Source organism: Bacillus sp. TH19, assembly GCF_016651075.1.
Classification (GTDB): Bacteria; Bacillota; Bacilli; order Bacillales; family Bacillaceae_G; genus Bacillus_A; species Bacillus_A mycoides.
Genome location: NZ_JAEKEO010000010.1, coordinates 1,836,212 through 1,856,310, shown reverse-complemented (window position 1 = coordinate 1,856,310; position 20,099 = coordinate 1,836,212). Strand labels below are relative to the sequence as shown.

The window sequence follows — 20,099 nt, the reverse complement described above, 5'->3', positions numbered from 1 at the left end:
TATCCTTATTGTATGAACTACAATCTAAAACTAGAAATAAAAAACCTGACGTCATCCGTCAGGTTCAAAATTAAAACGTATATTAATGAGAAGGAAATGCTTTTTTTCTTGTAAAATGGCATTATGAGCGATTTTCATTTTAGCAAGTACGTACCGTAATCGATCTTCGGCATTTTCATCTTTATTTTGCTGCAAACTCGCCAAATTCTCTACAGAACTCGCTAAATTTTCAATCACGCCTCGAAGTTCAGGATGATGATTAAAAAAAGATTCTTGTACTAATACTTTCCTTAAATCACTAGCTAAATCCATAATTCTAGACAACTGTTCTTTTTCTTCCATTTTCATCCCTCCTGAATATCTTATGTATTAAATATTCTCTAGACAAGGAAAAAAGCCCTTTAAATTAAAAGGACTTTTACATTTTTATAGTTCCTGTCAGTAACATATAAAGTGATGTAATAGCTGCAATAACAATTGCCAACATCACATATCGCTCTTTGCCTGCAAAACAACGATTCCCTTTTTCTTTTCTTGCAAACATATACACGAGAATCCCAATACCATATACGATTGAAACAAGCAATAAATTCTTTAAACCAGCTGCATAAATTAACCATACAGAGTATAGGGAAGCAATTAATGCTAACAATCCATTTTTTACTCTCGCAACTTTCAGCTCTTTCGTGATGACTAATTTCAATTGAAATAGCGCTGATAATAAGTACGGCAGTAATATAGATGTTGACGCAATAAAATACATAATTTGATATGTCGATTGTGAAAACAAAACGATTATAAATATAGTTTGGGCAACGATATTTGAAATCCACAATGCCATATGCGGCGTTTGTTTCTTATTTGTTTTCGTAAAGACTTTCGGAAACACGCCGTCTTTTCCTGCTACGTGAGAAATTTCAGAAACAAGTAAAAACCAGCCAATTAATGTACCTACAAGTGACGCAACTAATCCAATATTAATTGCCATTGCACCCCATGGCCCAACAACATGTTCTAATACATGTCCCATTGAAGGAGTCTCTAATACTGAAAGTTCTTTTCTTGTCATGGCTCCCATTGACAGAACAGAAATTAAAATATAAATAGACATTACTAAAATAAGTCCAAGTACTGTCGCTTTTCCAACGTCTCTACTATTTTTAGCTCTTCCTGATAATACAACTGCTCCTTCAACCCCAATGAACACCCAAAGGGTTACGAGCATTGTATTTTTCACTTGACCTAGTACAGAGGAAACTGAGATAGTTCCTTCGCCCCAAAAGTCATGTGTAAATGTATCCCAGCGAAACGCTGTTACCATCACGACAATAAATAATAAGATCGGAACTAATTTCCCAATCGTTGCGATAACATTCATAATGGAGGCTTCACGAATTCCAAATAAAATTAGAAAATGCAATGTCCATAATAAAAGTGATGCACCTACGATTGACGCAACATTATTTCCGCCTTTAAAAATTGGGAAGAAGTAACCTAATGTACTAAACAGTAACATAATTGTTGCAACATTTCCTAAAATCCCTGCTAGCCAGTATCCCCAAGCACTGTTAAAACCAATATATTCACCGAATCCAGCTCGTGCATAACTATAGATTCCGCCCTCAAGCTCCGGTTTTTGTCTTGCTAACGTTTGATATACGAGCGCAAGTGGAATCATTCCCATTGCTGTAATACACCAACCAATTATCGTTGCACCACTATTTGCTCCTACTGCTAAATCATGCGGTAAACTAAAAACACCGCCACCAACCATTGTTCCAACTACTAATGCGATTAACGGAAAAAACCCTAACTTCTTTTCTATTTGTACCACCCCATCTGTCATTCTAGGTGTTATGTTCGTTCAACTATTAAAGTCACCTTTTTCTCTAATAGACGTTTCTCTTATATTTTTTCAGGAAAACATTACTTATTCTAAAAGAAAATGAAGAAAAATGGAATACTTTTTTGAAAAAATGTATAAGTATGCACAAAAAAACCGTTCATTTTGTAATGAACGGTCATTTCATACATATAAAATTGTATATTTATTGTAAAATTAACGAAGTAACTTCTCTTTTGTAAAAATTGTTTTGCGACTTCTTCGCTACTTTTCCCATTCACATTTACTTCATAATTCATTTTTCTCATTTCTTCATCTGTAATCTTTCCAGATAATTTATTTAATACTTTTTCGAGTTCAGGATATTTCTGTAACGTCTCTTTTCTTAATAATGGTGCTCCTTGATAAGGCGGGAATAGTCCTTTATCATCTTTTAGCACTTTAAGCCCATATTGCTCCAATTCACTATCTGTTGAATATGCATCGATTACGTTAACATCTCCCGATTGTATTGCACTATAGCGCAGTTTCGGTTCCATCGTTTTAACATTTGAAAACTTATAGTTATATAATTTTCGCATTCCTTTATAACCATCTTCACGATCAGCAAATTCTAATGTAAATCCTACTTTAGCTTCCTGTGCAATTTTTCCTAAATCAGAAATTGTATTTATGTTATTTTGATCTGCTATTTTTTTCGGCATGGCTAGTGCGTATGTATTGTTATACTCCATTGGCTTTAACATAACCATATTATATTTCTTTTCCATTCCAATACGAGCTTGTTCATATACTTCATCACGATTTGTACTTTTCGGTTCTTCTTTCACGAAAGTAGATAAAGCTGTACCTGAAAATTCTGGGTATATATCTACTTCACCTGATTTTAACGCTTCGAATACAAATGCTGTTTTTCCAAGGCCTGGCTTTAATTCCACTTGTAAATCTGTATCCTGTTCAATAAGTTGCTTGTACATTTGAATTAATATTTCTGGTTCAGATCCAAGTTTACCAGCAATAACTATGTCTTTCTTTTCGTTATTCCAAAGAAATGGAGCAGCTATCATTACTACAACTATACATATCGTCAATATAACGCGCTTAGAAGAGCGTTTCGGGCTCTCAAGTATGCGAAGTACTATATCAAAGAATAAAGCGAGTAACGCAGCTGGTACGGCCCCTAAAATGATAAGCGCATGGTCATTTCGATCTATGCCTAATAATATGAGCTTACCGAGCCCACCAGCGCCTATTAAAGCAGCTAATGTAGCCGTTCCAACAATTAATACCATCGCTGTACGAATACCAGCCATAATAATTGGCAATGCGAGTGGAAGCTCTACCTTCCATAATCTTTTCCAGCTATTCATCCCCATAGCTCTCGCCGCTTCTATAAGTGATTCATCTAATTCCCGTATTCCTGTATATGTATTTCGTAAAATAGGTAATAGTGCATACACAACTAATGCGATTATAGCTGGCAGTTTTCCAATTCCTACTAACGGAATTAATAGTCCAAGTAAAGCAAGTGAGGGCACTGTCTGCATAACAGCAGAAGTCCCTATAATAAATTCAGCCATTCGTTCTTTTCTCGTTAATATAATGCCGAGCGGCACTGCAATAATTACTGCAAAAAATAGTGAAATAAGCGATATTTGTAAATGCTCACTTAATGCACTTAGCAATTCTACTTTTCGTTCTTGGAACGTTTGAATAAAATCAGTCACTGTTTAGCCTCTTTCCTTCATTTGTTCAACAATGTAATTGACAATATGACGACTTGTTAACGCTCCAACATATTGACCATGCTCTTCAACCGGCACTGACTCTTCAGTTTGTAAGCGGACTAGTGCTTCTTGTAATGACGAATGTAAAGATAAAGCATTCCCTTCAATTCGTATACCCTCGTCTAGCGGCAATACCTCTTCTATACTCTTCCCCTCATACCAAGGTCGTCCACGATTTCCAATGAACTCCTCTACAAACTCATTTTTCGGGTTATGTATAATTCCTTCTGGTGTATCTAATTGAACAACTTTTCCTTCTTTCATTACACAAATACGATCACCAAGTGATAAAGCCTCTTGCATATCGTGCGTTACGAACACGATTGTTTTTTGAATCTTTTTTTGCAGTTGTACGATATCCTTCTGGAGCTGCTCCCTACTTAACGGATCTAACGCACTAAATGGTTCGTCCATAAGTACAATTTTCGGGTTTGCGGCTAATGCCCGTACGACACCAACACGTTGTTTCTGCCCTCCCGACAATTCATCTGGCATACGATCACGATATACATCTGGATCGAGCCCAACCATCTGTAGCAAGTCATCGACACGTGCTTTTATTTCCTTTTTGGTCCATTTTCTCATTTCAGGGACAACTGCAATATTTTCAGCAATTGTCATATGTGGAAACAGCGCAATCTGCTGCAACACGTACCCTATATTCCAACGTAGTTCGTTTATGTTATATTGTTGAATATCTTTTCCATCGATTAAAATTGATCCTTCCGTCGTTTCAATTAAACGGTTAATCATCTTCATTGTCGTTGTTTTCCCGCAACCACTCGGACCAATGAGAACAAAAAATTCTCCTTTTTTAATTTCTAAATGTAGTGAATCCACTGCTTTTGTGCCATCTTCATACGCTTTTGACACATGATTAAATTGAATCACAGACACAACTCCTTTCATGTTGTTTCCTTTATTTTGATGGAATATAGCATTCATTTCAAATGATACGCTTTATTATACAAAAAAAGAGCTCTCATTTGAGCTCTAACGGTCGAACAATATTGTTTTCATAATTGCAGCATATTCACGCACATACGCTTTTTTCTTAGAGCGTCTCGGTGTTTCAGCAGCCAAAGCTTCCATCTTTATCCCTAAACGCTTTGCAATTATTTTCGTTCGATATAAATGATACGTATTACTTACAACTACCGCATGCTTTACATCATATAAATCCATACTAAACTTTAAATTTTCATACGTATTTGTAGAGCAGTCTTCAATTAAAATACGATTCTCATCTATACCATGTACCATTAAATAGTTTCTCATACTGTGAGCTTCCGGTATATCTTCATCTTCCCCTTGACCACCTGAAACAATTACTTTCACCTCAGGGTGAGCATGTAAATATTCCAACGCTATATCCAAACGATTTTGAAGAGATAAAGACGGTCTATCTCCAAATAACTTTGCACCTAATATAAGAACGTATGGAGAGTGATTACTCAATGTTTCACGAGCAACTTTATTCATTCGAAACGTCATATAAATGATGTATAGCGGAGGTAGTAATAAGATTATAAGCAATATCCATTTGTTCATAAATAAGTTAACACTCCCTTTCTTTTTATTATATAGAAAAAGAAAAGGAGGCAGAAGTATTTTTTAAACAATTGATTTATTAGACACATTCGCTTCCGTTTTACGTTTTGAAATTACATAATAAAAAGCAATCCCTAATGATAGGATCAATATACAGCTCAGTACGTAAAACGGGATCATTACCCCTGCTTTAGATACGCCTGCCGTAAACAACATTAATAATACAATTCGAATTCCTGTGCCAATTAATCGAAATAAGCTGTCCACACGTCCCATTACTTCGTTTGGGATTTCTTCCATCATCAATACATTTCTCGCCACTCGTGTTCCAGCATTTCCAATCGCATGGAAAATCGCTAGTCCATATAATAACATAATGGAAGGCTCAATAATCATTGCGGTAATTGAAATTACATAAATAACCATCGTCATAACGATTGAAATTTCTATTTTGACATATTTCATCATGATTGGAATACTTATTCCTGCAAGAACCGCTCCGACACCGTACATCATACCTTCAATTGCGTATACAGAGGCACTAGCTGTGAGTATATCTGAAATATATACTGGGATTAAATAATTTGCCATCATGACACCGATAAACGGCATATAAGTCGCTAGTAAAAACCAAAATAACTTAGGGCGCTTTTTCATAAAGTGAATTCCTTCGAACAATTGCTTCTTAAATGTTGCTTTCCGTTTTACTTCTTTTTTCTTTACATACGGTATACATAAGAAAAGAAAAAATGCTCCTGCAAAAGTTAACATATCCACTAACAAGATCCATTTCAAAGAAATAATCTCAATTAAAAAGCTAGCAGCTGCGCCTGAAATAACTTGCGTTAATTGTCCTTGTATTTCCATTGTGCCACTTAAACTTTTATAATGCTCTGATTGAAATATTTCTTGGTTAAATGCAAATATTGTGGGATAGAATAATAGATAATAGAAAGAACCTGCTATATAAATAATAATGTAATGAATAGAATTGTATGATTGCCCAGCAAATCCCCAAATGGCCATCATTCCTATAATGGCTATCCCGATACCTTCGTTACATAACAATAAAGATTTTCTTGAAAAACGATCTATGCTTTGCCCAATGAATGGTGTTAGTAAAAACATGATGAGAGTTGCAACGATAGAAACATAACCAAATGTTGTCTCTCCTCCACTTTCCTTAATTAACAACCACGGAATCGTTATCATAACAATCCCGGAACCAATAGCGGATAAACTATTGGCTCCTAGAATGTAATACAAGCGAGAATCATGATAAAGAGAGGACATATCACTCAACTCCTAATTGTTTTTTCACCTCTTTATATACGCTCATATATGCTTTTAATTCTTTAACTAAATCATGAATTAATGGTTTTGCATCTTCTCCAAGTTCACTATCTTGCACATGTAATCCATCAAGCACGACTTGTTTTGGAATTGCATTTGCGTAAACGCCTCTAGCGACAGTGCGCATACTATTTAATGCGTTTATTCCCCCTTTACCTCCTCCAGCAACTGCTAGTAATGCGACAGGCTTATGGATGAATTCACTGCTACTTAAGTAATCTAACGAATTTTTCAACGCTCCGCTCATCGCATTATGATATTCTGGTGTACATAGTACTACTCCATCCGCAGCTTTCACTAAAGCTTTTAATTTTTTTACTGCCTCTAATTCACGTTGTGATTCTTCTCCATTATATAAAGGCAATTCCGCTACTGCTAAATCGTATAACTCCCCTTCAAATTGCTCTGCAATATATTTTGCCACAACGCGAGTTCTACCGAATTTTCTTGGTGTACCGTTAATAACGACTAGTTTCATAATTATTTCTCCCCTTTGTTTTCAAGTTATATTTATATATTATCAGAAATTTCTATACAAAACACAGTAAAAAGAGGGAAAAACTTTCATTAAATAGTATGAGAAATAAAAAAACTCATACTTTCGTATGAGTTTCACAAAACTAATTTTTCACAACCTCATGTCCACCGAATTGATTACGAAGAGCTGAGACAACTTTCCCATGGAATGTATCATCTTCTTGTGAACGGTAGCGCATAAATAATGACATAGCGATAACTGGTGCCGCTGCTTGTAATTCAAGCGCTGTTTCAACAGTCCATTTCCCTTCTCCTGAAGAGTTCATAACACCTTTAATGCCATCAAGTTTCGGATCTTCTGCAAATGCTTTTTCAGTTAAGTCCATTAACCAACCACGGATAACCGATCCGTTTGCCCATACTTTTGCAACATCTTCATAATTGAAATCAAAATCACTTTTATCTAGTACTTCAAATCCTTCAGCGATTGCTTGCATCATTCCGTATTCAATACCGTTGTGAACCATTTTTAAGAAATGCCCACTACCAACACGGCCTGCATATGAATAACCATTTTCTACTGCTAAATCTTTAAATAAAGGTTCTAGTTGATCATAAATTTCTTTTTCTCCACCAACCATTAAGCAAGCGCCGTATCTAGCTCCTTCTACACCGCCTGATGTACCGATATCTACATAATGTAAGCCAAAGCTTTTCGCTTCTTCAGCACGGCGTAACGTATCCTTATAGAATGAATTTCCACCTTCAATAACGATATCGCCTTCCTCTAATAATGGATATACATCTTTTAGTACTGACTCAACAACTTCTCCTGCAGGTACCATTACCCAAAGTGTACGAGGTGCTTCTAATTCAGAGATCATTTCTTTTAATGTATGACGAGCAGTAATCCCTAATTCCCCTGCCTTTTCAACAAGCTCATTATTTACATCGTATACAACTACTTCATGCTTGTCTTCATGTAAGTGTTCAGCTAATGGGAATCCCATTTTTCCTAATCCAATTAAACCTAGTTTCATATTAATCAATCTCCCATTCTATACAAATATATTTAATAACGAAATTAATCCAAGTGCTACAACAGATAATATTGTCTCCATTGCGGTCCATGTTAATAATGTTTCTTTCACAGTCATTCCGAAATACTCTTTAATCATCCAAAATCCAGAATCATTTACATGCGATAATATTAATGACCCTGCTCCTGTTGCAAGTGCCAGTAACTCTACATTTACTCCTGGTGTACTTGCTGCAATCGGTGCTACAATTCCAGCTGCTGTCATCATAGAAACAGTAGCCGATCCCGTTGCAACTCGGATAAGTGCAGCAATTCCCCAACCTAATAATATCGGTGAAATATGTGATTCTTTCGCCATCTCCGCAATTGTAGTTCCGATCCCAGAATCTAATAACACTTTATTAAATGCACCACCTGCACCGATAACTAACAGTATGTTTGCAATTGGGCCTAAACAATCATTTGTAACTTGTAAGACTTTGTCTTTAGAAAACCCTTTTGCATAGCCAAGACTAAAGAAAGAATATATCGTTGCAATTAATAATGCGACTATTGGATCTCCAATAAAATGCAATACTTGTGCAAGTTGGCTTGTTTTATTTAATGCTACTTCCGCTATCGATGCACCTAGCATAAGAAATACTGGAAGTAAAATAGTAAACAATGTATTTCCGAAGCTAGGAAGTTCCTTCTTCTTATCTCTTTCAATAAATTGCTCCGCTATATCTAACGGTACTTCTTTATGTATACGAGCACCAATCCATTTCCCGTAAAGCGGACCTGCAATTATTGCAGTTGGAAGTCCGACAATTAATGCATATAAAATTGTCTTCCCTACATCTGCTTTAAATATACCTACCGCTGCCATTGCTGCTGGATGCGGTGGAACAAGTCCGTGTACAACCGAAAGACCCGCTACTAGCGGAATACCGATTGTAATAAGTGATACCCCTGTTTCTAACGCAATTGTAAATACTAACGGAATTAATAGTACAAATCCAACTTGGAAAAATACCGGAATCCCTACTATAAATGCAACGAACATCATTGCCCAGTGAACACGCTTTTTCCCAAAACGTCCAATTAATGTGTTAGCAATTCGTTCAGCACCGCCAGACTCAGCCATCATTTTTCCAAGCATTGTTCCTAAAGCTAAAACAATCGCTAAAAACCCTAACGTATTACCGAGACCTAATTTAATAGAATCGATAATCCCCGGATGTTGTGGTGAAATTCCAATTAAGGGCATCCCCATTGCTAGCCCAACTCCGATTGCTGTTAAAATTAACGCGACAAATGGATGCCATTTTACTACCGTAATTAGTAAAAGTAATATAACAACAGCCGCTAGTACGATCCCAACTACCATTTCTCCCAATCCCCCTATTGTTTACGTTGGAAAGCAGCTATACAATCAAATTCTTCTTTCAAACGATTGTAAAGTCGTTCATACATATAAAACATCTCTAAATATAAAGCCGTATTTTCTTTATTCGGTACATGGTGATGGACAATATCAATCCAATCCTTCACCTCTTCAAGAGAATCAATTTTCCCAATTGCATACAAAGCAAGTGCTGCTGCCCCAAGCGCAGATGCTTCATGACTTTCTGGAACAAGCAATTCTTTCCCCATCATGTCAGATAACATTTGTCTCCAAAATGCAGATTTCGCAAAGCCTCCTGAAACACGTATTTCAGTAAGTGGCCCTGTACAATCTCGAATGGCAAGTGCTACTGAATACACACTCATACAAACACCTTCCATAACTGCTCGTATGAAATGTTTACGTTTATGCTGAAGGTTTATCCCGAAGAATGTACCTCGAGCATTTGCATTCCAGTAGGGTGCACGTTCTCCAGATAGAAACGGTAAAAATAGTAATCCATCTGCTCCAGCTGGTACACTTTCTGCATACTTAATTAATAAATCATAAGGATCAATTCCAAGCTTTCTTGCTACCTCTTGCTCTGGGCTACCAAATTCATCACGTAACCATCTAAGTAATATTCCACCGTTATTCGTTGGTCCGCCGATCACCCAGTGCTCATCTGTTAATGCGTAACAAAAAGTTCTTCCTTTTTCATCTGTATTAACACTCGATGAAATTGTTCGAACCGCACCACTTGTCCCGATCGTAATTGCAGCTGAGCCAGGTGATATTGCACCGACACCTACATTTGCAAGAACACCATCACTTGCACCAATAACAACCGGAGTATCCTCACTAATACCCATCTTTTGTGCTAATTCCGGCTTCATTCCCGATAAAATATATGTAGTTGGTACAGGTGTTGATAATTGTTCTGGTGACATATTTAACATAGTTAAAACATCTTCATCCCAGTTTAATGTTTTTAAATTAAATAACCCTGTAGCAGATGCAATAGAATAATCAACTACATAGCGTGAAAATAATTGATAAATGACATACTCTTTAATGGAAATAAATTTATGAGCAGTTCTGAATAACTCCGTTTCTTCTTCTTTCATCCACAATAATTTAGAAAGTGGTGACATCGGATGAATCGGTGTACCAGTTCTTCTATAAATGTCATGACCATTCATTTGTTGTAATAGTTTTTCTGATTGCTTTGTGCTTCTATTATCTGCCCAAATAATAGAGCGCGTTAACGGCGCACCGTTTTCATCTACAGCAATTAAGGCATGCATCGCTGTACTAATCCCGATTGAAGAAATATCTTCCGGTGACACATTACCCTTTTCAATGGCAACGCTTACAGTTTTATATACAGCAGCACATATTACATCAGGATCTTGCTCAGCCCATCCGACGTTCGGTTGAATAATTGGATAATCAATTGCATGTGAAGCAACGACTTTTCCTTTCTCAGTGAATACAACCGTTTTCGTACTTGTGGTACCGATGTCAACCCCGATTACTCTCCCCCTTGTTTCCATGCGAATCTTCCCTTCGTTTCTAGCAAAATACGATCTAGTAAACCGTTTACATGAATTAGTATATAAAATATTTTTTCATAAATCAAGTTACAAGAAGAAAAATTTTTTCAAATCAAAATGTAACCCCCATTTTATTTCACTTATCCATACACATAGATCGACTAAACCTTTTGTTTAGTATTTGCTGGTTCGTTGCACGAAACCAACATCTCTCGTAAGATATTTGGAAATAAAAAGCTTTGAATTTCTCAAGCAAATAATTGTAATTCATTGGATACAGAAATAGACATACAAAAACGCCATCCTTTCCTGTGATTTTACAGAATGAATAGCGTATTTTGTAACGGGAACATAAAGTTTGATAAATTAATATAGATAAACTTAATAAATGAACAAAAAGAAAGAGCGTTTTAACAAAGGATTAATTATTATTTGTATTTCTTGTTCAACTACATAACTCGTTAATTAAACGAGAGACTAGTATACATTAATTATTCAATTAATGTTTGTAAAGCTGTTTCAATGTCTGTTTCTAAATTATTTCTTGATGTATCATATAAAGTCCCAGTACCTTTAAAATAACCACCATAGTAATACCACAACTGTATGAAATCTGCATATTCATCATCTTCAACAGTAACATCATTAAAATCTATTATTATTTCAGAACGATATTCTTTTTCTAGACATTTCTCAGAATTTAAGTCTTCTATTTCATCTCCGTCAATATCCCTATTAACCCATATTTTTAGGTTTCGTTTTCCTTTTCTCTCAAATTCATTTATATATTTTTTTTGAAGAACTTTACTATATTCTGATCCTAACCTTTCTAATTCAACTATCTTTCTTTTTAATTCTTCATTTATCTCACTTTCAGAAATCAAAATGTACCTCTCATCTTCTAAATCATTCTCTTTATCTTTTTTAAATAACCTTTTTAATTTATCAAACATTCTTTCCCCTCCACCTAAAGATAATAATATATAAGTTCTCGTTTTCTTAGTTTGATGGACATAGGGCGTGGCTGCCTACTATCACTTTTTTACCTTGTAAATATATGTTCCATACTATAAAATCTAATAGTATTTATATTTTTCTGAAAAATCAAAACAAAATATGAACTTTATTGTATAATGTTGTAAAAAGATGTCGGAGGGATTTAATGTTATATAAAATATCTCAATTCACAATAAAACTTTCATCAATTCTTTTATCACTCTTACTATTACTAAATTTACCTTATTTATTTATCACTCAACAGGGATTCACTTTTCAACCAATTCATTTTTTTAATCAGATCGTTACTATGTTAAAACAGGTTTTCTCCCCTGAATCATTAGTAGTTATGGGATCAGACCCGAAATTTGGTCATTTCAAAAAGACACCATTATTTCCAACTGTTTTAGAACCTTACCTATATTCATTTACTGTATTATTTATAGCCTTTTTGCTTGCACTCTTTCTATCATCTAGTATGGCATTTTTTTATTTTTTAGCAAAAGATTATATAAAAAAATGGATAAACCGAATTGTGTTCATATTAGAAGCTGTCCCTGATATGATGATGATGATTTGTTTGCAAATATTTTTCATATGGGTACTTCAGAAATTCGGGGAATCTCCTGTCACCATTATTTCTTTTAATGAAAATCGAGCTTATTTACTCCCTATTTTATCTTTAGCAGTCTTACCTACATTACAAATGTTTCGGATGATGGTGTTATACATAAAAGAAGAACATGAAAAACATTACGTAGAGGTTGCATATGGAAAAGGACTTTCATCAAGTTATATACTATGCATTCATTTATTCAAAAATATATCTATCCACTTCTTTCATCATTTAAAAACGATTTTTGTTTTCTTACTTTCTAACTTATTCATTTTAGAATTTGTTTTTAATATGGAAGGCATTATTCAATTTTTATTTAAGAAGGCGTTTATTTCACCTCCAGCTGCATTTATCATACTTGTTATGATTATTTTACCGTTTTATGCCATTTTTCAAATAATCTCATTCATGATGAATAGATGGAAAAAGCAATTGAAAGGAGCAGCATTATGAAATCTATTTGGAAATCAAAACGATTTTTAATCGGCTTTACTTATCTATTCATACTTGTTTCAGCTAGTTTTATTTATAGTTGGTTCTTTAAAGATAACATCCCAAAACCTCCTCAGTTACTTTACAATGACAATAACGAATTACTTGGAAAGGCCCCCTTTTCGCCATTGTTAATGCCGCCTTTTGGATCTGATCGTTTTGGAGAGTCTGTTTTCTTACAAATTGTAGAAGGAGCAAAATTCACCATTTTATTAGCCGTGGCAATTAGCTTCTTTCGAATTTTATTCGGAACATGTATAGGAATCCTCTTAAGTTTATACGCTCCAAGATTCAAGAGATTTTTCCAGGCATGCTCAGAAGTTTTTTACTATATTCCTACTTTATTTATCGCATTTATACTCATCACGCCCGTTAATATTGTAATCATATCAAATGCTGATAGATTAGATCCAAATATTTCATTTGCGTTTTATCAAGTTCTCGTACTTATTTTCGTCGCTCTACCTACACTTTCTTTATATATCTCCTCAGAGGTTGATGAATTTATGAAACGAGATTACATTTTAAGTTCACAATTACTGGGTGCTAGCCGTTTTCATATTATCAAAAAACACTTACGAGTCTTATTACTTGATCGCTTATTTGTGTTATTTATGGAACATATCGTCCAAACACTCATACTCGTTATCCATTTAGCGTTGCTTGATATTGTAATTGGTGGGATACAAATGCGTGAACTCTATGACGGAGTACTCAAACCTGTTTCTCTATCGAATGATTGGGCAGGCCTTATTGGATTAAATCGTTATGAAATGAATATTTCATGGTGGATTATTTTGTATACTCTCGTTTCATTCTTTATTACGATTCTATTTATTAAGCTTATGACAATCGGGATTCAAGATGCACTGAAAGCAAGAGATTCGCAAGTTGTAGCAATTCAAACCGTTCCAAATCATGAAAAATTTGTTAAAAGTAAAGATTCTTTTTCGTTTGTAGATAAAGTGAACCTTTAATCATGTCTCATCAATCAAGTATTAATTGGCATTGATATTAGTAGAATATAAAAAAGATGATCTCTATTGAATACGAGGGATCATCTTTTTTATGCCGTCTAACTTTTTTAAATGTCCTTTGCTAGACTCATGCTTTTTATATTTAAAATGAATTATTTACACTCACAATTATGCTGTTTAAAATCGATTACCATACGCCCTTGAATTCTACCTTGTTCCATTTCTTCGAATACATTTTGTACTTTATCTAGAGAACACGTTTGAACAACCGGCACTACTTTTCCTTCTGCGCCGAACATAAATGCCTCCTCCAGATCCTTACGAGTACCAACTAGAGAACCAACTACTTCAATTCCGTCTAATACAAGTCGTGGAATGTTTAAATCCATAGTTTCTACTGGTAAACCTACCGCAACTACTTTACCGCAAGCACGTACTGCATCAACTGCTGAGTTGAATGCTACTTTAGAAACTGCTGTTACTACAGCAGCATAAGCACCATCAAACTCCTCTTGAACAATTTTATCAGCAGGACCTTGAGAAATCGGATTGATAGTCATATCAGCACCAACTTCTTTTGCTAAGGCTAATTTGTCGTCATTGATATCTACTGCAATTACCTTTGCACCAAATACGTTTTTAGCATATTGAATAGCTAGGTTACCTAATCCACCACAACCATAGATTACGATAGGTTGACCAGGTTTAATGTCTGATACTTTTATAGCTTTATATGTAGTTACGCCCGCACATGTGATTGATGATGCTTGAGCAGGATCTAATCCTTCTGGTACCTTCACCGCATAATCAGCTGTAACAATACATTGTTCAGCCATACCACCATCTACTGAATAACCAGCATTTTTCACTTCACGGCAGAATGTTTCTCTCCCCGTTACGCAATATTCACAACGTCCACAAGATTGGAACATCCATGCAATACTTACACGGTCACCTATCTTTAGTGAAGTAACATCATCAGCAATTTTAGTAACAATACCTACACCCTCATGACCAAGGATGCGGCCATCGGTGTTTCCAAAATCATGATTCGCAACGTGTAAATCAGTGTGGCAAACTCCACAATACTCTACATCTACTAGCGCTTCACCCGAGTGTAACGGACGTAATTCTTTTTCAATAACTTCAATATTTGCTTTGCTGTTTTTATTAACTACTACTGCTTTCATATGTGATCTCCCCTTTAGTGTTTTAGAGTTTTAATGAGTTTATCTCACAACTACTGTCCTCACTATTTTGGCTAATTATTGTACCAAATTTAAGTGTTCAATCATCATTACAGGTTCATCATAACATGGAATTTCATAAGCTTATTGTAAAATATTGAACAATATTTGAATTATTACCCAATACGTATTTTGATGTATCAAGCTACTTGTTAAATTTCATATGCAAAATATCGAGGTTTAAAAAATGAAGGGTCTAAAAGATGAGAGATTATTATTATTATTATAGGTAATTGGCATATTTCTATAGACACTTAGAACAAGTGGATCTAGAGGGTATATCAACAGACTACTCGCCAATATAAAAAGCTCTTCATTTGAAGAGCTTTTTATATTCGCTTCATCGAAATAGTTTCACGTATACTTTGTAAATTTTGTAGTGTTTCCTCTTGTCGCTGCAATGACAATCCCACATACAAAGTATCTAATAAACTAAGCTGCGCTAATCGTGACGAACTTGCTTCTGTACGAAATTCCGTCTCACGCGTCGAAGTATATAATGTTATATGAGCAAGTTGGCTTAATGCCGATTTTTGATAGCTCGTAATCGCAATAATTTTGGCCCCTCTTGCTTTCGCTACTTCTAACGCTTCAAGTAAACCTTTATTACTGCCCGAATGAGAAATTGCAATGACCACTGCTTCTTTTGTCAGCAAGCCAGCTCCCATAATTTGAAAATGTGAATCCGTATGAGCAATACAAGAAATACCCGTTCTCATAAATTTATGATAAGCATCCATCGCAATAATACCTGAACCACCATTTCCATAAAACTCAATTCGTTTCGCTTCATTCAGCGCACTTACTGCCTGTTCCAACGCGTTATCGTTTAACAAATGTAATGTATCTTGCAGTCCTGTAATATGTGAATGAAAAACTTTTTTAGCAACAGTGACAATATTATCTTCTACCGATACTTCCTCATGAATATTTTGCATCGGGGTATGTACAATCTCACGAGCTAATGTAATTTTCAAGTCTTGGAACCCTTGAAAACCTAAGTGTTTGCATAAGCGGAATATCGTTGCTTCGGAACTATTCGTAACTTCCGCTAATTCCGTAATCGATTTATGTACAACATCTTGTGGATGTTTCAAAATATGTTCGGCAATACTTCGTAATTTCGGTGATAAACCATTTAACGAAGCCTGAATCTTTCCAATCCCACTTTTTGTACCAGGCATAGCGTATCTTCCCCTTCCATAGTAGCTTTATCCCGTATTAACGGGCAGTAAGACTCCCACCTCAAAATTCGATGAATGCAAGGGAGTTAGGTGGGAGATCAACTGCCCGTAAAAACCCGATTGGTTCAACTAATAATCAGTGGGGATGGCCCCCCCACTGATTAAAGTTTCACTTTATTGTACCTAATTATTGAAAGAAGAAAAACCTTTATTCGGCATCTCTATACATTTTAATTTCTCATATGTATTCTTCCGTAGCATATGACACAATTATTCATACTTATTTCTAGTTTTCCCCATGCTTTACTGCGTATAAGGCAGCTTGTGTACGATCATCTACTTCCAATTTAGCCAATACGTTAGAAACGTGTGTTTTCACAGTTTGTTCTGTAATATGAAGTTCTACTGCAATCTCCTTATTGCTTCTTCCTTTCGCAATTTCACGAAGTACTTCTTGCTCCCTTTTTGTTAACATAGAAAAAGGATTCTCTTTTTCTTTCTTGACTGCTGATCGTCCTAATAGTGCTGGTGTTACTTTCGGGTGAAAATTTGCGTTTCCTTGATATACCGCAACGATTGACGCAACAAGTTGATCTGGCTGCACTTCTTTTAATTGATAACCATCTGCCCCAGCTTCTAATGCTGGTAAAACGTAATCTTGTTCTGAAAAACTACTGAGCATAAGAATTTTTATTGTCTCATCGTATTGTTTTATACGTTTTGTCGCTTCAATACCATCCATTTTCGGCATTGATAAATCCATTAATACTACATCTGGCCTTTCTGTTTGGACGAATGTTAATGCTTCTTCACCATTTGCTGCTTCCCCAATAATTTCAAATTCTTCTCTCGTCTTCAAAAAGAATACGAGTCCCCTTCGAACGATATGATGATCTTCTACAAGTAATAATTTAATTTTCACTGACGTTCTCCCTCTCAAACCGGTAATTGAATTTCTATCTTTGTCCCCTTTTCCGGTTCTGCTTTTATTCGAAAAATTCCCCTCATTAATTCAATTCGTTCTTTCATACTTTTCAAACCAAGTGCTGACTCTCTTACTTGATCCTGTATAAATCCTATTCCGTTATCTTCTATGTAAAAATGCAACTTATTATTTTCTATCCTTAAATGAACACATACTTTTTCACATGAGGCATGTTTTTTACAATTATGTAATGCCTCTTGGCTTATACGCCATAAAACTTCTTCTATTTCATCTTCAATTAAAACCATTCCATCAATTCGAACTTCCACTTGAATCCCTAACAGTTTTCCGTAATTTTGAATCGCTTCTGCTAAACCTTTCTCTAATCCTTCAGGCCTTAATTGCCAAATCAAAAGTGTCATCTCTTGTAATGCTTCCTGTGATAATTCTCCAATATAACTTAACATCTCTTGCAAGTCTCTATCCTTCGTCATATTTAGAGTCCCTTTCGCTGTTAGCATAATTGAAAATAACAATTGTTTAACAGAATCATGTAAATCACGAGCCAATCGATTTCTTTCAGCTACAACTACATATTTTCGTTCTTTCTCAACTAATTGAATACGTTGTATTGTCGTTCCAATTTGAAATGCAATCGCTTCTAATAACGCTAACTCCTCCTCAGAAAAATGTGTTTTATGAGGCGAGGCTACATTTAATAGACCAAATTTCTCTGATCCAGATCTTAGCGGGATTGTCGCATGATGTGTAACATCTTCTGTCTCGCCCCAATTACATTCAATCGCATCCTCTATTCGTTTACATTCAATAATATTTGTCGCTTTTTCCAATCTTCCATTCACAAAACGTTCTACACACCAACAATCTCCTTCACACATCGGCTTCTTTTCCTGCCACGTAAGAGCTGGGGGTAAGTTTTGGTCTACAAGCATACGATGCTTTCCACTTTCATCAATAAAGAATATCCACCCTGTTTGTAAATTCATAACTTGTAACAATGTATGTAACACTTTCCCTAACATTTCCTGTAAGTTTGTTGCTTCATTTAGTAACTCAGCAATTTCTTTTAATGCCTCTAAACGATGCATCTCTTTTTCATCTATGTTCATTCTCATCACCAACTACCATTATAACATTAAGAAATTTCAAAATACTACAAACAAAAAAGAACCGAATTCCTTCAGCTCTTTTTTCGGAGATATCCCATACAGTTCATTCAAATCCAAATCCTAAATAAAAACAGAAATTAGCTAATTTTCTTTAACTGTCTGATAAAGATTGTCCCCCATGAATATGCTGTAAACTTTCAGTGTTAACGAACATATTCGCTGCTGGCATTTGCACTTGATTTTTATGGAACATAGACATTAATTCAAATCTTACTTGTCTAGAAGTTTCAAAATAATCTTCCGGTTTAATCAAACCTGTAATACAAAATTCATATCCAACATATTTAAGGTTAGGATTTAAGTCTGTAACTCCAACATATTTAAATGGCTCAACAGCTTCATCATCTACTCTATAAAGATTTTGCTCCAATTTTTCATTACAAATAACACATACTTCTTCTAACAATTCTTTAACTCTTGTAGGATCTTCCTGATAACTTACCGTGATGCGTTCAATAACTCGCATCCATCCTTTATTAAAATTCTGTATCGTTCTAATCTCTCCGTGTGGTATGGTAAGGAGTTTCCCTGACCATTCACGAATTTGCATAAAACGAATACTAATTTCCTCAATAGTTCCTGAATTTGTTCCGTTAAAAGTTACAAAATCGCCAACTCGAAACTCTTTGTCCGCTAATCTTGCGAAGCCTAATATGACATCTTTTAGCATCTGTTGTGCAGCAAAACCGATGACGACTCCCGCTATCCCTGCACCTGCAATAATACTTTTTATATCTACAAATTGACTAATTAAATATATGATCAGACTGATGATAATGATATATCTAAAAATAGATCGAATAACACTTTGAATCGTCTGCTCTACCTCTTCATCAAAAAAGCTTGATTTCCTAAAAAACCAATCAATAATGCGATTTATAACAAAAGAAATAATGATAAGAACTAAAGCAAATAGTAAAAACCTTAAAAGTAAAAACTCCCTTACATAATTAAAAAACTCTTCAGTATACGTTAATAAACTCATCCATCCACTTCCTTACTAATGAAAATTTCATGCAAAACTGATTTATTGTATTACTTTTTGGTTCCCTTCAAACTTGTTATACATTCTTCTATAAATATAACCTTTTTCATTATCTAAAGGGAGCTGACAATTGAAAATTTTTTAAATGACTTTATTTTAAGACTGCACTACTCATCTTAATAACAGGAAAACATTCACATGACACCGAATAGTTCATTTGAAAATATTTTGACTCGCGAAGGTTACTAACAATGGGCTATATCGAAGAACTAAGAGAAGTTATTGGATCAAGACCACTCAATTTAGCTGGAGTAGCTGTTTTCAATGAACAAGGATAAATATTACAGAATTTACATGTGGCTTGTTAAAAGCAGATGGAGTTGAATCATTGCATGTACAATTTTTCGATTTAAACCGACTACCAGAAAAGATTAGTCCGTTCATTAAAAAGTTAATTCAAAAACAAGTCGTTTCTATATAAATGTAAAAAAGAGGCCTTTTCGAAGGCCTCTTTT

Annotated in this window: 17 protein-coding genes and 2 pseudogenes; 3 read left to right on the top strand and 16 right to left on the bottom strand. The window is 35.0% G+C overall.

All coding sequences use genetic code 11. The annotated features are described in order from the left end of the window. Positions 1 to 82 precede the first annotated feature (82 nt). The 11 genes and pseudogenes from JFU54_RS27140 to JFU54_RS27090 form a co-directional block, all read right to left on the bottom strand. A pseudogene (locus tag JFU54_RS27140) lies at positions 83 to 342 on the bottom strand (LemA domain protein). A 76-nt stretch (positions 343 to 418) separates the two neighbouring features. After that, positions 419 to 1,846 carry a basic amino acid/polyamine antiporter gene (locus JFU54_RS27135; protein WP_002189509.1) on the bottom strand — a complete coding sequence of 476 codons (1,428 nt, stop codon included), beginning with the start codon at positions 1,844 to 1,846 and terminating at the stop codon, positions 419 to 421. 89 nt (positions 1,847 to 1,935) lie between these two features. Then, entirely contained in the window at positions 1,936 to 3,570 is a 1,635-nt protein-coding gene (locus JFU54_RS27130; RefSeq protein ID WP_201067185.1) for an ABC transporter permease/substrate-binding protein, read from the bottom strand. A gap of 3 nt (positions 3,571 to 3,573) precedes the next feature. Continuing rightward, positions 3,574 to 4,521: an ABC transporter ATP-binding protein gene (locus JFU54_RS27125; RefSeq protein ID WP_033708324.1), complete on the bottom strand. Its 948-nt coding sequence runs from the start codon at positions 4,519 to 4,521 to the stop codon at positions 3,574 to 3,576. A gap of 102 nt (positions 4,522 to 4,623) precedes the next feature. Beyond that, positions 4,624 to 5,181, bottom strand: a complete 558-nt coding sequence (locus JFU54_RS27120) for a YdcF family protein (protein ID WP_002165881.1) — start codon at positions 5,179 to 5,181, stop codon at positions 4,624 to 4,626. 63 nt (positions 5,182 to 5,244) lie between these two features. Beyond that, positions 5,245 to 6,474: an MFS transporter gene (locus JFU54_RS27115; RefSeq protein WP_201067183.1), complete on the bottom strand. Its 1,230-nt coding sequence runs from the start codon at positions 6,472 to 6,474 to the stop codon at positions 5,245 to 5,247. 1 nt (position 6,475) lies between these two features. Continuing rightward, positions 6,476 to 7,012, bottom strand: a complete 537-nt coding sequence (locus tag JFU54_RS27110; protein WP_002031805.1) for an NADPH-dependent FMN reductase — start codon at positions 7,010 to 7,012, stop codon at positions 6,476 to 6,478. A 142-nt stretch (positions 7,013 to 7,154) separates the two neighbouring features. Then, positions 7,155 to 8,051 carry a phosphogluconate dehydrogenase (NAD(+)-dependent, decarboxylating) gene (gene gnd, locus JFU54_RS27105; protein ID WP_201067181.1) on the bottom strand — a complete coding sequence of 299 codons (897 nt, stop codon included), beginning with the start codon at positions 8,049 to 8,051 and terminating at the stop codon, positions 7,155 to 7,157. An 18-nt stretch (positions 8,052 to 8,069) separates the two neighbouring features. Next, entirely contained in the window at positions 8,070 to 9,419 is a 1,350-nt protein-coding gene (locus tag JFU54_RS27100) for a GntP family permease (protein ID WP_201067173.1), read from the bottom strand. Positions 9,420 to 9,433: 14 nt separating this feature from the next. Then, positions 9,434 to 10,972 carry a gluconokinase gene (gene gntK / locus JFU54_RS27095; protein WP_201067171.1) on the bottom strand — a complete coding sequence of 513 codons (1,539 nt, stop codon included), beginning with the start codon at positions 10,970 to 10,972 and terminating at the stop codon, positions 9,434 to 9,436. A gap of 491 nt (positions 10,973 to 11,463) precedes the next feature. Beyond that, a complete protein-coding gene (locus JFU54_RS27090; RefSeq protein ID WP_002189504.1) occupies positions 11,464 to 11,925 on the bottom strand; it encodes a hypothetical protein in 462 nt (153 codons plus the stop codon). 209 nt (positions 11,926 to 12,134) lie between these two features. Between JFU54_RS27090 and JFU54_RS27085 the strand changes: the two genes are divergently transcribed. Beyond that, a complete protein-coding gene (locus JFU54_RS27085) occupies positions 12,135 to 13,037 on the top strand; it encodes an ABC transporter permease subunit (RefSeq protein ID WP_002012684.1) in 903 nt (300 codons plus the stop codon). Continuing rightward, the gene (locus JFU54_RS27080) at positions 13,034 to 14,053 is read left to right on the top strand and encodes an ABC transporter permease (RefSeq protein WP_201067169.1); all 1,020 of its coding nucleotides are present in this window, start codon (positions 13,034 to 13,036) and stop codon (positions 14,051 to 14,053) included. The genes JFU54_RS27085 and JFU54_RS27080 overlap by 4 nt, the downstream gene beginning before the upstream one ends. A gap of 152 nt (positions 14,054 to 14,205) precedes the next feature. Here the strand turns inward: JFU54_RS27080 and adhP are convergent, their stop codons facing one another. The 5 genes from adhP to JFU54_RS27055 form a co-directional block, all read right to left on the bottom strand. Next, entirely contained in the window at positions 14,206 to 15,243 is a 1,038-nt protein-coding gene (gene adhP, locus JFU54_RS27075) for an alcohol dehydrogenase AdhP (protein WP_002031819.1), read from the bottom strand. A 386-nt stretch (positions 15,244 to 15,629) separates the two neighbouring features. Beyond that, entirely contained in the window at positions 15,630 to 16,484 is an 855-nt protein-coding gene (locus JFU54_RS27070; RefSeq protein WP_002012688.1) for a MurR/RpiR family transcriptional regulator, read from the bottom strand. Positions 16,485 to 16,770: 286 nt separating this feature from the next. Then, the gene (locus JFU54_RS27065) at positions 16,771 to 17,406 is read right to left on the bottom strand and encodes a response regulator (protein ID WP_088039319.1); all 636 of its coding nucleotides are present in this window, start codon (positions 17,404 to 17,406) and stop codon (positions 16,771 to 16,773) included. Positions 17,407 to 17,420: 14 nt separating this feature from the next. Next, a complete protein-coding gene (locus tag JFU54_RS27060; protein ID WP_002031724.1) occupies positions 17,421 to 18,539 on the bottom strand; it encodes a GAF domain-containing sensor histidine kinase in 1,119 nt (372 codons plus the stop codon). A 151-nt stretch (positions 18,540 to 18,690) separates the two neighbouring features. After that, positions 18,691 to 19,584, bottom strand: coding sequence for a mechanosensitive ion channel family protein (locus JFU54_RS27055; RefSeq protein WP_061673901.1), 894 nt, complete (start codon positions 19,582 to 19,584; stop codon positions 18,691 to 18,693). Between the two features lie 251 nt (positions 19,585 to 19,835). Here JFU54_RS27055 and JFU54_RS29945 point away from each other — a divergent pair. Continuing rightward, positions 19,836 to 20,065: pseudogene (locus JFU54_RS29945) on the top strand (hypothetical protein). Positions 20,066 to 20,099: the final 34 nt, after the last annotated feature.

Coding starts and splice junctions, on each gene's coding strand:
- JFU54_RS27135 (WP_002189509.1), bottom strand. CDS start 1,846: ATGACAGATGGGGTGGTACAAATAGAAAAGAAGTTAGGGTTTTTTCCG.
- JFU54_RS27120 (WP_002165881.1), bottom strand. CDS start 5,181: ATGAACAAATGGATATTGCTTATAATCTTATTACTACCTCCGCTATAC.
- JFU54_RS27115 (WP_201067183.1), bottom strand. CDS start 6,474: ATGTCCTCTCTTTATCATGATTCTCGCTTGTATTACATTCTAGGAGCC.
- JFU54_RS27110 (WP_002031805.1), bottom strand. CDS start 7,012: ATGAAACTAGTCGTTATTAACGGTACACCAAGAAAATTCGGTAGAACT.
- gnd (WP_201067181.1), bottom strand. CDS start 8,051: ATGAAACTAGGTTTAATTGGATTAGGAAAAATGGGATTCCCATTAGCT.
- JFU54_RS27100 (WP_201067173.1), bottom strand. CDS start 9,419: ATGGTAGTTGGGATCGTACTAGCGGCTGTTGTTATATTACTTTTACTA.
- gntK (WP_201067171.1), bottom strand. CDS start 10,972: ATGGAAACAAGGGGGAGAGTAATCGGGGTTGACATCGGTACCACAAGT.
- JFU54_RS27090 (WP_002189504.1), bottom strand. CDS start 11,925: ATGTTTGATAAATTAAAAAGGTTATTTAAAAAAGATAAAGAGAATGAT.
- JFU54_RS27085 (WP_002012684.1), top strand. CDS start 12,135: ATGTTATATAAAATATCTCAATTCACAATAAAACTTTCATCAATTCTT.
- JFU54_RS27080 (WP_201067169.1), top strand. CDS start 13,034: ATGAAATCTATTTGGAAATCAAAACGATTTTTAATCGGCTTTACTTAT.
- adhP (WP_002031819.1), bottom strand. CDS start 15,243: ATGAAAGCAGTAGTAGTTAATAAAAACAGCAAAGCAAATATTGAAGTT.
- JFU54_RS27070 (WP_002012688.1), bottom strand. CDS start 16,484: ATGCCTGGTACAAAAAGTGGGATTGGAAAGATTCAGGCTTCGTTAAAT.
- JFU54_RS27060 (WP_002031724.1), bottom strand. CDS start 18,539: ATGAACATAGATGAAAAAGAGATGCATCGTTTAGAGGCATTAAAAGAA.
- JFU54_RS27055 (WP_061673901.1), bottom strand. CDS start 19,584: ATGAGTTTATTAACGTATACTGAAGAGTTTTTTAATTATGTAAGGGAG.